Genomic DNA, 11783 nt, shown 5'->3' with positions numbered 1-11783 from the left:
CCACCCCAGGCGACCGTAAATTGACCCCATGGACCTAGAAGCCCGTGCCTCCGACCAGGACCGGGAGACGACCGTCGGCCGCCTCCAGCAGGCCTACGCCGACGGACGGCTGGCCGCCGACGAGATGGAACAGCGGGTCGAACGCGCCCTGACGGCCGTCTCGCAGGGCGACCTGGCCGCGCTCCTGGCCGACCTGCCTGAACGGCCCGGCGAGGTGGTCACCGTCAGCACCAAGGCGGGCAAGATCCTGCGTACCGGCCAGTGGCGGGTGCCGAGGGTGCTGCGCATCGAGTCCGTCTACGGCAACCCGCACCTCGACCTGAGCGAAGCAGTGATCGACCACGCGGAGGTCACCTTCGACCTCAACCTGAAGTACGGCTCCGCCGAGATCCTCCTGCCGTCGGGCGCGACGGCCGACACCGACGGCGTGCACTGCGAGTGGGGCAGCGTGGTCTCCGACGTCCCGGGCGCGCCCCGGCCGGGGTTGCCCCATGTGCGGGTGATCGGCGAGGTGGGCTACGGGAAGGTGCGGGTGCGGTATCGGGGCGCTCGCCGGCGGCGCTGGTTCACCCGGGGCGGCGGGTCATGAAGACATCGACGTCGTCTTCGGCGTCGAAGGTGAATCCGTGACGTTCGTACAGGCGACGAGCCGGGCTGCCCCGGAGCACGTTCAGCCTGACCACCACACCGTCGTGGTCACAACCCGCCAGCAGCCGGCCGAGCACGGCCGACCCGATGCCCCGCCCCTGGAGGCCGGGGTCGAGATAGAAGTGTTCGAGCCAGACCACGTCGCCGTCGGGCCGCAGGGCCACGCAGCCCGCGAAGGCGCCGCCCACCTCGATGGCCCAGGTGTGCGCGGGGGCGAAACCGTCGCGTAGGCGCTGCCGTACCCGCCGTTCGTCGTAACGTCCGAGCCGTTCGAGATCCGGCCGCAGCACGACCGCCCGCAGCTCGGCCACCGCGTCGACGTCGTCCGGCGAGGCCGCCCGCATCACCCACACGGACGTGAGGCTATCGGCCGGTCAGGATGCGGCCGAGGTGGTAGTCGAGGGTGCGCCGCACGTCGGCCCGGGTGCGACGCCCGTGGAGCAGGTCGAGACCCAGCCCGGACACGCCGCCGACCAGCAGGTCGGCCTCACGGGCCACGTCGATGGAAGGCCCCGGCCCGGCGGCCGTGATCAGGGCGGCGACCAGATCTTCGAGCGGGTTGGCGTCGTGCAGGAAGACCTCGGCAAGGGCGGGATCGGTGAGGCTGCGCGCATAGTAGGCGGCCATCACGCGCAGGCTCGCCTGGCGCTGGTCGTCGAGCGGCAGCAGCTCTTCGAGGGTGGCCCGCAGCAGCACACGCGGGTCGGCGGCGTCGCGCAGTGCGATGATCCGCTCCCGCGCCCGGATCTCGTTCTCGCGGTGCAGCATCCGCAGCGCGGTCACCAGCAGGTCGTGTTTGTCGGCGAAGTGATACTGCACCACCCGGGGCGACACCTCCGCCTCGGCGGCGATCTCGCGCACGGTGGCCATCTGGAGTCCACGCTCGGCGGCGATGCGCCAGACCGCCTCGACGATCTGCCGCCGCCGCCCGGCCGGCTCGGCCTCGACCGGCACCGGGACCGGCGGGTCGCGCCGCGACCGGTAGGCGCGAGCCTGGCAGGCGCGGGAGCAGTAGACCGGCCGACGCCCCCGAGCCGGCGGCCGGATGGCGCCGCGACAGACCCGGCACGTTATTTCGTCACGCACACGATCAGCCTAAATTGCGTGACGTATTCGTTGCCACACGGGATTTCCGGCTGCTGTCATTGATACGTCCGTACCGCAAGGGAGGTAAATGTGAACGAGGCCTGGTATCGGCTGGCGATGCTCCTCACGCTCGCCGCGGGGGTTTGGGAGGGCCCGATCGCGATCATCTTCCGGGTGTTCACCGACAAGGACCCGAGCTGGCTCGTGGCGGCCAACTACCTGCCCGAGCCGTGGTGCTACGTCGCCGCCGTCGCGGCGGCGGTCGCCGCGTTCGTGCTGATCGCGGTCCTGGACGTCCGACACAAGAGAGCAATTAGTCACCGATTTTGACTGTCATGATTAGTGACTATATGGTCAGACGCATGACGACAGTGGAAATCACCAGATTCCGGGTCTCTCCCCAGCACAGAGCCGACCTCCTGGCCACCCGAGCCGGGATGGTCGCCGACTTCGAGGCCGACCGCGAGGGCTTCCTGGGCGCCAGGCTCATCGAGTTGCCCGGCGGCGAATGGCTCGACATCGTCGAGTGGCGGTCTTCAGCCGACTTCGCCGCCTCCCGGGCCAAGGGCGGCAACCTGCCCGGCATCCAGGCCTTCTTCGACGTGATCGGCGAACTCGTCTCCTCGGAAGAGGGCACGCTGCACTAGGCGCGGCCGGAGGAGGGCACCGGCGTAACGTCGGATACATGAGCGAAGTGCGGGTACGCCGGGTCTACGAAGATCCGGCCGACGACGACGGCACCCGGGTGCTGGTCGACCGGCTCTGGCCTCGCGGGCTGGCCAAGGCCACTGCCGACCTCGACGAATGGTGCAAGGAGATCGCCCCCTCGGCGGAGCTGCGCACCTGGTATCACCACGATCCCGACCGGTTCGCGGAGTTCGGACGCCGCTACCGGAACGAGCTGACCACGCCCGAACGGGCGGCGGCGGTGACCCACCTGCGGGAGCTCGCCCACGACGGGGTGCTGACCCTGCTCACCGCCACGAAGCGGGCCGACATCAGCGAGGCGGCCGTGCTCGCCGACCTGCTCAGATCGTCGGGCTGACGCACCCCGTCGTCGAGTGCTCGCCATCGCCGACCGTGTGCTCGGCCGGGACGTTGACTTTGTCGCAAGCTTTGACGCACCATGTTGGTACAAAGCTTGCGACAAAGGAGCCGTCATGACCCGTGAACCCTCACCGGACGCTCGTGCGGCCGAGCTGCGACAGGCGGGAGAGTGGCTGGCGAGACGGGACCTGGGCGGCGTCCGGCCGACCCCGCTGCTCGCCGACCGGCTGGCCGCCCGGCATCGCGCGCGCCTCGCAGGTTCGGTCATCCTGGCCCTGCTCATCCTCGCGAGCGCCCTCGCCGCGACCGTCAACCGCTTCGGCCCCGACGACTTCCGCCCGATGGCGCTGCCGGCCCTTGCCGTGGTGGTGGCCGGGCTGCTGGTGGCGCAGTCGCAGCTCCACGGGTGGGTGCGCCGCGTCGACCGGCGGGCGGGCGCGACGTTGTCCCGCAGGGCCGCCCACCTGATCCAGCCCGGCTGGCGGACCGTGCTCGGCCGCCCCTACGCCGTCTTCGTCGCCGCCGTCTTCGCCGCTTCGATGCTGCTGGCCGGAAGCGCCCTGGCCGTTCCCGACCGGACCGTGCGGGAACTGACCGTCGTCATGCTGATCGGCCTGGTGGGCGTGTACGCCATCACCGCCCTGCAACTGCGCCACCTGCTCCGCCACCCGGTCGTGGCCGAGGACGAAGACTCACTCACCACCGACGTCATCATGCGCGTGGAGGACGCCCGCGAGCTCACCACGCCGAGCGTGCAGTGGAGTCTGCCCATGGTGCTGCTGTTCGGCACCGCTCCCGGCTGGTGGAGCGCCGCCGCGCTGGCCTACGTGCTCGTCAGCCTGGCCGCCTTCGCCACGCTCCAGACCAAGGCTCCGTCGAGCACGACGGTGGCGCGACAGGCCGTGACCGCTCGATGATCGTCATCGACTCCACCTCGCCGGTTCCCCCCTTCGAACAACTGCGCGCCCAGCTCGCCCGGCAGATCCACGATCGCACCCTGCCCGTGGGCGCCCGCCTGCCGACCATCCGCCACCTCGCCGCCGACCTGGGCCTGGCCGTCAACACGGTCGGCCGGGCCTACCGGGAGCTGGAGGAGGCGGGCCTGATCGAGACCCGGGGCCGGGCCGGCTCGTTCGTGTCGTCCTCCGGCGAAGAGGGCCGGGAACGCGCCCGCCAGGCCGCCGCCGACTACGCGGCGGTGGTCACCAGTCTCGGCATCGACCCGGGTGAGGCGCTCCGAATCGTCCAGGCGGCTCTGCGGCCGGGCACGACCGCACCGACGTCGCCCTGATCAAAGCGGAGGAACCGACGTGTACGGCTGCGTGCTGATGGTGACCGCGCTCTGGAGTTACCGCTCGTTCCTCGGCGTCCAGGACCTCGGCCTGTCCGGCGTGCCCTGGCCGGGCATGGCGGTGCTGCTCGTCGGAGCCGCGGTGGTGGCGGCCGCTGGCGTTCGGCGTGCCGACCAGACCTGATGACATGATCAACACGCGCCTCACCTAACGTGACTTCAAGATCGCGAGCTGTAACGTTCCCATCGAGTCGATCTAGGAGAACGGAGCTCGTCTTGACGCCACAACGGCGCATGTCCGCCATCGTCGCTACCCTGCTCGCCCTGGTGACCGCCGTAGCGGCCCAGGTCACGGTCGCAGGGACCGCAGAGGCGGCCCCTGCCACGCGGACCAAGGCGGCGTCCTGTGTACGGCAGGGCCAGGCGAACTACCCGGTGAACTACTACTGGAAGAACGTCATCGGCATGCGGCTCGGCAACGGCGACGTGGCGGTGACCACCACACCGGCGCTGTGGGGCGGCCTGATCGCACCCGGCTCGACCTTCACCCTCCGCCTGGCCCACAGCACCGCCAAGTGGCCCCTTCTCGTGCAGAGCTACACCACCAGCTGGGACATCTCCACACTGCTGGCCAACGCCGACGTCGTGAGCCAGTCGGGCCCCGGCGCCATCAGCGGCAACACGTTGACGATCCCGTCGTGGGGCGTCAAGACCGACCCCGCACCCAAGGTCATCACCTTCCGCGTCAAGCCGGGCACCGTCGGGCGCAGCATGACCATCCGCCCGAGCGGCATCAGCAGCGTCATCGCCTTCCCCGGCCAGCTCGGCGGCAACACCCCGGCACCGCCGATCCAGATCGTCAACGGCGGCTCCATCTCGCCGACCACGGCCACCGACGACACCGCCACCACCCCGCAGGACCAGGCGGTCACCATCCCGGTCCTGGCCAACGACACCGGCGCCGGAGCCACGATCACCGGTGTGAGCACCCCCGCCCACGGCACCGCGACGATCACCGGCAGCACCGTCGTCTACACCCCGCCGGCCGGCCGCAGCGGCACCGACACCTTCACGTACACGATCAGCACCGCGTGCGGCACCAGCACCGCGACCGTCACCGTGGTCGTCACCTGCGTCACCAACCCGATCGGCCTGGCCAACAGCAGCTTCGAAGCCCCGTACGTCGCCACGGCCCGCTGGGACATCCCCGACGCGTCCACCAACCCCGCCGCCGGCTGGCACACCACCGCCACCGACCGCAGTCTGGAGATCTGGCGCAGCGGCTACCAGGGCGTCCCCGCAGCCGACGGCCAGCAGTTCGCCGAACTGAACGCCACCCAGGCCTCCACCCTCTACCAGGACCTGCCGACCGTCCCCGGGACCGTCATGAGCTGGTCGTTCTGGCACCGAGGCCGCGCGGGCACCGACGTGATGCAGGTCCTCATCGGCGCACCCGGCGCGACCGTGGCGCAGACGCCCGACGGCGCGACCTCGCCGAACATCTCGACCGACAACACCGCTTGGCGTCAGTACACGGGGACCTACACCGTCCCGGCGGGACAGACGACGACCCGCTTCTCGTTCCGGGCGGTCTCGTCGGCAGGCGGGCCGGCGTTGGGCAACTTCCTGGACGGGATCGTCTTCCAGACGCCGCCCTGTACGCCGATGCAGTAGTCACCGAGAGCGGCCCGGGATCACCTGGGCCGCTCTTTTGGTGTACGACCTTCGGTCGAAGCAGGGGTTGCACCCGGTACCCAGGTACAGGCTTACCGTCGAGCCATGACAGAAGACGTCGCCATTGACGAGGAGTGGGTGCCTTCGGCGTGCACTCTGCCCACCGCCGAGAGGCCCCTGCGACTGGCCGAGTTCGACGGGTTGTTCGCCGAGGCCGTTCAGTCGGTGACTCGTCCGGATCGGACCCGGCTACGGCTGGACCTCGTCTTCAGCCCCGAGAACGCCGCCCGAACCGCCGACCTGGCCGCCAGAGAGAACGGCTGCTGCTCCTTCTTCACCTTCACCTTGACCGTCACCGGCGGACGCCTGGTCCTTGAGGTGGCCGTGCCTCCCGAGCAGGCCGAGGTTCTCGACGCACTCCAGACGCGCGCGGCGACGACCCGGGGTGCGAGGAAGGACCGATGACCCATCTGCGTAGCGGGCAGGTGGCCGAACAGGCCGGAGTCAATCCACAGACCTTGCGTTACTACGAGCGACGCGGCTTGATCGCCGAACCCCCACGCAGTCCCGGCGGACACCGCGCCTACCCACCCGAGACCGTCGACCTGCTGATCGTGATCAAGGCCGCCCAACGGCTTGGATTCACGCTCGAAGAGGTCGCCGAACTGATCGACACCGGCCGACGCGGCCACCCGACCCCGGATCTGCGCGCCCGCGCGAAAGCCAAGATCGCGGAAGTGGACGCCCGGATCGCCGACCTCATGACCATCCGCACCACGCTGAACCAGGTGGTCACCGCAGGCTGCGACAGCCTGACCGACTGCACCTGCCCGGACTGCCCGATGGTGACCTGACCCTCGGCATCCGATGCCGCATGTCGATCGGGCCGAGGTACGAGGACTTCTCGATCCATGCCCTCTTAAGAGCGGGAGGCCAGGTCCTGGAGGCCGACGACCCGCAGCAGTTCGAGCCGCTGATAGGTCTCGGTGCCCGGCCGTGCCGAGTGCACGATGAGTTGCTGGCTGTGGCCGTCGCTGACCAGCACCTCGCAGTCGAGGTCGAGGACACCGACCACGGGGTGCAGGAAACGCTTCGGCGACGGGCGGCGCACCACGACGTCATGCGACTCCCACAGTTCCTCGAACTCAGGTGAGGCGGCGCGGAGTTCGGCCACGAGGGCGGCGGGGCCTGGGTCGTGGGGACGTGCCGCAGTGACCGCACGCAGGCTCGCCACGTGCGCGCGGGCATGCTCCTCGTGATTCTCGGGTGGGGTCAGGTCCCGTGCGCCCGGCACCGTGAACCAGCGGCGGATCATGTTCGTCCCCACATGGTCGCCGGTCACGGCCACCGACATGGTGTTCTGCGCGAGCATCTGGCCCCAGTCGGTCAGTACCGACGCCGGGATGTCGTGCAGGCGATCGAGGATCAGCAGCAGCCCGGGGCGGACGTGGTCCGAGGAGCCGCCGGGGCGGGGCGGTTCCTGGCCCGCCAGGTGGAACAGGTGGTCGCGCTCCACGTCCGTGAGCCGCAGGGCGCGGGCGAGAGCGGTGAGCATCTGCCGCGACGGGTGGGAACCGCGGCGCTGTTCCAGCCGCGTGTAGTAGTCCGTGGACATCCCGGTGAGCTGCGCCACCTCCTCGCGGCGCAGGCCCGGGGTGCGGCGCCGCGGACCCGCGTTCAGGCCCACGTCGGAGGGCGCCAGGCGAGTGCGGGCGCGGCGCAGGAAGTCGGCGAGTTCGGTACGGTCCACTGTTCGAGGATGCCCTGCTCACGGGCGTGTATCCAGGGTGCGCCGGTCCCTGGATGACCACGTCTCTCCCGCCGCTCCCCGTCCTTCCCGCACGCTTCGAAGGTGGCTACGACGACGAGGAGGCGGCCATGCTGATCTTGGTGACAGGAGCGACGGGCCAGGTCGGGCGGCGGTTCGTGCCGCGGCTGTTGCAGAACGCGGCGCCCGGCGACGAGGTACGAGTCCTGGTGCGGGACGCGGCGCGCGGCGAGCGGTTCGCGCAACTCGGCGCCCAGGTGCTGGTCGGCGATCTCCGGGACGCGGAGGCGCTCGGCAAAGCGACGGCCGGCGTGGACGCGGTGGTGAACGTCGCCGCCGCGTTCCGCGGGGTGCCGGATGAGGAGGCGTGGGCGGTCAACCGGGACGCGGCCATCGAGCTCGGCCGGGCCGCGGCGGCTTCAGGCGTGCGACGTTTCGTGCAGGTCAGCACCGGTCTCGTGTACGGCTCGGGCCGGGGCAGGGCGCTGGTCGAGAGCGACGAGACGGTGCCGGGCGATCATCTGTGGGGCGCCTACCCCGAGTCCAAGTGGGAGGCCGAGCGTGCGCTCAGCGCCTTGGAGGGCCTCGACGACCTCCGCATCGGCCGGTTGCCGTTCGTGTACGGCGACGGGGACCCGCATCTGGCCGATGTGATGAAGTGGGCGCCGAACTGGCCCGCCATGCAGCGCCTGCACATGGGCCACCATCTGGATGTGGCGCAGGGCCTGCGGCGACTGCTGTACGCGCCCGGGGCACACGGCGTCTACAACATCGCCGACGACGCCCCGGTCACCATGGTCGACCTCTTCCAGCTCCATGGGCTGCCGGTGCCGCAGGACGCCTACGACAGGGAGGTCCCGGATCCTTGGCACAGCGTGATGTCGACGACGCGCATCCGCCACGAACTGGGCTACCGCCCTCTGGTCCCCTCGGTATGGACGGCGCGGGACGCGGGAGTGCTGTAACCGGCTGCAAACGGGCACGGACACCGAAGCCCAGGCAGAGGAATGGCCTCTGACCTGGGCTTTTGAATTGGCGGAGCCTGGGAGATTCGAACTCCTGACATTCTGCTTGCAAATGGGAGCCAGCCGACACGTCGGGAACTTCGGCGCAGGCCAGAGCTCTGCTCGTGGGCGATGGCGCCCATCGGCAAGCGCTAGGGGACGAGATCGGTGCAGGCCATCAGGCCGGGATCGTGACAGTGAAGCCCTGCTCATGCAGGAAGAGCAGGAACAGATCGGTGGCGACCTCGGGCTGGTGACCTTCCCAGCCAGCGGTACTTGAAGGTGTGAATCATCCCGTGTGGCGGTCATTTATGTCATTCAGCAGATCCGCGATCGTCGTGGCCGCGAGTTGGGCCCGGAGGCGGTCTTCAACCTCGGCGTACACCCCGTCGAGCGCCGGCCGGATGCCCGCCCCCACCGGGCAGCAGGGGTTCGGCGGGGTGGCGTGCATCGCGAACAGCGGGCCGTCCTCCACCGCGCGGTAGACGTCGAGCAGCGTCACCTCGCCCGGCTCCCGAGTCAGCCGCCAGCCTGCGCCCGCCCCGCGCCTCGACTCCACCAGCCCGGCGGCGCGCAGTTCGCCCAAGCAGCGGCGGATCACGACGGGATTGGTCTGGACACTTTCCGCGATGCGGTCGGAGGTCGCGACCTGCCCGTTCAGTTGGTCCATGGCCATCCAGGTCAGGATGTGGGTGGCGATCGTCAGCCGGCTGTTCGCACTCATTTGACCCCATTGTAACAGTCGTGGTTACATCGCAGTCGTAACAAGTTCGGTTACGACTGAGGAGGAAGATCATGAGTACGTTCGACGGAAAGGTGGCCGTGGTCACCGGCGGCACCACCGGCATCGGCCTTGCCGCCGCCCGGCGGCTCGCCGCCGACGGCGCGCGAGTCTACGTCGTGGGCCGCCGCGAGGCCGAGCTCAAGAAGGCCGTGGACGAGATCGGCGACCGCGCGGTCGGAGTCCGCGGCGACGTGTCCGATCTCGGCGACCTCGACCGGCTCTACGCCACGGTCGCCACGGAGGGCGGCATCGACGTGCTGTTCGTCAACGCCGGGGGCGGTGAGTTCACCCGCCTCGAAGACGTCACCGAGAAGCACTTCGACCAGACCTTCAACACCAACGTGAAGGGCGCGCTCTTCACCGTCCAGAAGGCTCTGCCGCATCTCCGCGAAGGCGCTTCGGTGATCCTCACCGGCTCCACCGCGGCCGATTCCGGGGCCGAGGCCTTCGGGGTGTACGCCGCCTCCAAAGCCGCCATCCGCTCCTTCGCCCGCACCTGGGCCAACGAGCTCAGGGGCCGTGGCATCCGGGTCAACGCCCTCATCCCCGGCCCGGTCGAGACCCCCGGCATCAACGGCCTCGCGGCCGACGCGGACGGCGCGCGGGAGCTGAAGGGCTTTCTGGCCGGGCAGGTCCCGCTCGGACGGATGGGCCGCCCCGAGGAGATCGCGGCGGCAGTCGCCTTCCTGGCGTCCGACCAGAGCAGTTTCGTCACAGGTTCCGAGCTGTACGTAGACGGCGGCCTCAACCAGATATGACCAGCGTGGTGGCCGCTCAGCGATCAGCTTGTCGAAGGAACACGTCTGCCCGCAGGAAGTCCTGATCATGGAAAGTCGTCTCTGACCTGCGGTGAAGCCTAGGAAATTCAAACACCCCGCACGCACGATCGCGGCGAGAGCGAGCCCATCCGCATCTTGAGTAGGGGGCGACTCATGCGCGGGGCCGTCGGAAGAGGGACCTTGGCGGGGAGTCACCTTCGACAGAGGAGAGCACCATGGCCAGGAAGGTCGCCACCATCGGGGTAACACTGGACACCAATCCGCCCCGCCCCTCGGGCGGAGCGGGCGAGGTCGTGGTCCAGGTCGGCTCCGCCGAGGTACTGCTCGAATGGAAGGACGGCGTGATCTCCGACGTCCGTGCCATCGACGAGAGCGCCCCCATCAACGAGATGCAGACCATGGAACAGGAGACCGGCGCCATCGTGTGCTACCGCTGCGCGGTCGACACCGAGACCGGCGCCTGGTGGTGCTGGCAGGTGGTCTGCGGCACCTGACCGGACCATACTCAGCGAACTGGCCGGGCGACCGGATCGGCTCGGCGACGGGCCCGACGACGGGCTGGTGTGGATAACACTGCGTCGCCCGTATCGGCCGCTGACCCATCACGCTGCTCGCGCGGCGCTGATGCGCGCCACCACATTCTGGGCGCCAACTGCAGCCTGCACGATCTGCGACATACGGCAACAATGCGAAGTCGAAGGACCGGGTCTAGCCGCGGAACGTGTGCCGGTAGGCCGTGGGGGACACGCCGATCACGGTGGTCAGGTGCTTGCGCATGGACGCACCGGTCCCGAAACCGGCCTGCTCGGCGACGCGGTCGACGGGGAGGTCGGTGGTCTCGAGCAGATGGCGTGCGCGTTCGACACGCTGCTGGATCAGCCACCTGCCGGGAGTCATCCCGACCTCGTCGCGGAAGCGCCGGGTGAAGGTGCGGACACTCATCCGCGCCCGTCCTGCCATCTCGGTGAGCGGGATGGGCCGGTGGAGTCGCTCCAGCGCCCAGACGCGGGTGTCGGAGGTGGTGGCCGCCGACGGTTCGGGCACCGGACGCTCGATGAACTGCGCCTGGCCGCCGTCCCGCCACGGCGGCACGACGCAGAGCCGGGCGACCCGGTTGGCCACCTCGCTGCCGTGGTCGCGACGTACCAGATAGAGGCACAGGTCGACACCGGACGCGACTCCGGCCGCGGTGAGCACCTCACCGTCGTCGACGAACAGCACGTCGGAGTTGACCTTGACGCTGGGGAACATCCGCTGGAAATGCTCCGCCTCGGTCCAGTGGGTCGTCGCCGGCCGCCCGTCGAGCAGGCCGGCGGCGGCCAGGACATAGGAGGCGGTGCAGATCGACACGATGCGGGTGCCCGGCCGGAGATGCTCGAATATCCCGATGACCTCGTCGGAAAGCCGAGCTCTGTCGTCGAGGGGGCCGCAGGAGAACGGGGGGATGACGAGCGTGTCCGCCGTCGCGAGGATCTCGCTGCCGTTCTCGACCGTGACACTGAAATCGGCGGAGGTCCTGACCGGTTCCCCGTCGACGCTGCAGGTGAGCACTTCGTACAGCGGCTCCTCATCGGGGCCGGCGGCGGTGCCGAAGATCCTCACGGGAATGCTGAGCTCGAAGGGGTAGACCCCGTCGAGCGCCAGGACGACGACGCGATGCATGGCCAGATCCTTGCAAATATTGGCAGTCGGGCCAATCGCC

At 69.6% G+C, this 11783-nt stretch carries 18 protein-coding genes; 13 read left to right on the top strand and 5 right to left on the bottom strand.

Annotated elements, in window-relative coordinates:
- The first annotated feature begins 28 nt into the window (after nt 1-28).
- The gene (locus tag GT755_RS09920; RefSeq protein WP_161479449.1) at nt 29-589 is read left to right on the top strand and encodes a DUF1707 SHOCT-like domain-containing protein; all 561 of its coding nucleotides are present in this window, start codon (nt 29-31) and stop codon (nt 587-589) included.
- Here GT755_RS09920 and GT755_RS09915 read toward each other — a convergent pair.
- Both GT755_RS09915 and GT755_RS41055 read right to left on the bottom strand, forming a co-directional pair.
- A complete protein-coding gene (locus GT755_RS09915; RefSeq protein ID WP_161479987.1) occupies nt 567-992 on the bottom strand; it encodes a GNAT family N-acetyltransferase in 426 nt (141 codons plus the stop codon). The genes GT755_RS09920 and GT755_RS09915 overlap by 23 nt on opposite strands.
- Before the next feature lie 19 nt (nt 993-1011).
- The gene (locus tag GT755_RS41055) at nt 1012-1734 is read right to left on the bottom strand and encodes a TetR/AcrR family transcriptional regulator (RefSeq protein WP_202609867.1); all 723 of its coding nucleotides are present in this window, start codon (nt 1732-1734) and stop codon (nt 1012-1014) included.
- A gap of 90 nt (nt 1735-1824) precedes the next feature.
- Between GT755_RS41055 and GT755_RS09905 the strand changes: the two genes are divergently transcribed.
- The 9 genes from GT755_RS09905 (at nt 1825) to GT755_RS09870 (ending at nt 6600) form a co-directional block, all read left to right on the top strand.
- Entirely contained in the window at nt 1825-2064 is a 240-nt protein-coding gene (locus GT755_RS09905) for a hypothetical protein (protein ID WP_161479448.1), read from the top strand.
- Between the two features lie 32 nt (nt 2065-2096).
- Nucleotides 2097-2381 (top strand): antibiotic biosynthesis monooxygenase family protein, encoded by a 285-nt coding sequence (locus GT755_RS09900; protein WP_161479447.1) that lies wholly within the window; start codon nt 2097-2099, stop codon nt 2379-2381.
- A gap of 38 nt (nt 2382-2419) precedes the next feature.
- The gene (locus GT755_RS09895; RefSeq protein ID WP_161479446.1) at nt 2420-2779 is read left to right on the top strand and encodes a DUF488 domain-containing protein; all 360 of its coding nucleotides are present in this window, start codon (nt 2420-2422) and stop codon (nt 2777-2779) included.
- A 115-nt stretch (nt 2780-2894) separates the two neighbouring features.
- Entirely contained in the window at nt 2895-3698 is an 804-nt protein-coding gene (locus tag GT755_RS38495; protein WP_202609866.1) for a hypothetical protein, read from the top strand.
- Entirely contained in the window at nt 3695-4072 is a 378-nt protein-coding gene (locus tag GT755_RS09890; protein ID WP_161479445.1) for a GntR family transcriptional regulator, read from the top strand. Before GT755_RS38495 ends, GT755_RS09890 begins: the two co-directional genes overlap by 4 nt.
- A gap of 19 nt (nt 4073-4091) precedes the next feature.
- Nucleotides 4092-4256 carry a hypothetical protein gene (locus GT755_RS09885; protein ID WP_161479444.1) on the top strand — a complete coding sequence of 55 codons (165 nt, stop codon included), beginning with the start codon at nt 4092-4094 and terminating at the stop codon, nt 4254-4256.
- A 110-nt stretch (nt 4257-4366) separates the two neighbouring features.
- Nucleotides 4367-5746 (top strand): Ig-like domain-containing protein, encoded by a 1380-nt coding sequence (locus GT755_RS09880; protein WP_161479443.1) that lies wholly within the window; start codon nt 4367-4369, stop codon nt 5744-5746.
- Between the two features lie 105 nt (nt 5747-5851).
- Nucleotides 5852-6211, top strand: a complete 360-nt coding sequence (locus GT755_RS09875) for a hypothetical protein (RefSeq protein ID WP_161479442.1) — start codon at nt 5852-5854, stop codon at nt 6209-6211.
- Nucleotides 6208-6600, top strand: a complete 393-nt coding sequence (locus GT755_RS09870) for a MerR family transcriptional regulator (RefSeq protein WP_161479441.1) — start codon at nt 6208-6210, stop codon at nt 6598-6600. The genes GT755_RS09875 and GT755_RS09870 overlap by 4 nt, the downstream gene beginning before the upstream one ends.
- Before the next feature lie 65 nt (nt 6601-6665).
- Here the strand turns inward: GT755_RS09870 and GT755_RS41050 are convergent, their stop codons facing one another.
- Nucleotides 6666-7496, bottom strand: coding sequence for a helix-turn-helix transcriptional regulator (locus GT755_RS41050; protein WP_161479440.1), 831 nt, complete (start codon nt 7494-7496; stop codon nt 6666-6668).
- A gap of 53 nt (nt 7497-7549) precedes the next feature.
- Here GT755_RS41050 and GT755_RS09860 point away from each other — a divergent pair, with 53 nt between their 5' ends.
- On the top strand, nt 7550-8479 hold the full coding sequence (locus GT755_RS09860; RefSeq protein ID WP_202609865.1) for an NAD-dependent epimerase/dehydratase family protein: 930 nt from the start codon (nt 7550-7552) through the stop codon (nt 8477-8479).
- A 328-nt stretch (nt 8480-8807) separates the two neighbouring features.
- Here GT755_RS09860 and GT755_RS09855 read toward each other — a convergent pair whose 3' ends face one another.
- Nucleotides 8808-9242, bottom strand: coding sequence for an Rrf2 family transcriptional regulator (locus tag GT755_RS09855; protein ID WP_161479439.1), 435 nt, complete (start codon nt 9240-9242; stop codon nt 8808-8810).
- A 71-nt stretch (nt 9243-9313) separates the two neighbouring features.
- Between GT755_RS09855 and GT755_RS09850 the strand changes: the two genes are divergently transcribed.
- Both GT755_RS09850 and GT755_RS09845 read left to right on the top strand, forming a co-directional pair.
- Nucleotides 9314-10060: an SDR family NAD(P)-dependent oxidoreductase gene (locus GT755_RS09850; protein ID WP_161479438.1), complete on the top strand. Its 747-nt coding sequence runs from the start codon at nt 9314-9316 to the stop codon at nt 10058-10060.
- A 236-nt stretch (nt 10061-10296) separates the two neighbouring features.
- A complete protein-coding gene (locus tag GT755_RS09845) occupies nt 10297-10575 on the top strand; it encodes a hypothetical protein (protein ID WP_161479437.1) in 279 nt (92 codons plus the stop codon).
- 214 nt (nt 10576-10789) lie between these two features.
- Here GT755_RS09845 and GT755_RS09840 read toward each other — a convergent pair whose 3' ends face one another.
- Nucleotides 10790-11743, bottom strand: a complete 954-nt coding sequence (locus GT755_RS09840; protein WP_161479436.1) for a GlxA family transcriptional regulator — start codon at nt 11741-11743, stop codon at nt 10790-10792.
- Nucleotides 11744-11783: the final 40 nt, after the last annotated feature.

Source organism: Herbidospora solisilvae (assembly GCF_009901565.1).
Classification (GTDB): domain Bacteria; phylum Actinomycetota; class Actinomycetes; order Streptosporangiales; family Streptosporangiaceae; genus Herbidospora; species Herbidospora solisilvae.
This window is presented reverse-complemented; position numbering and strand designations above follow the sequence as displayed.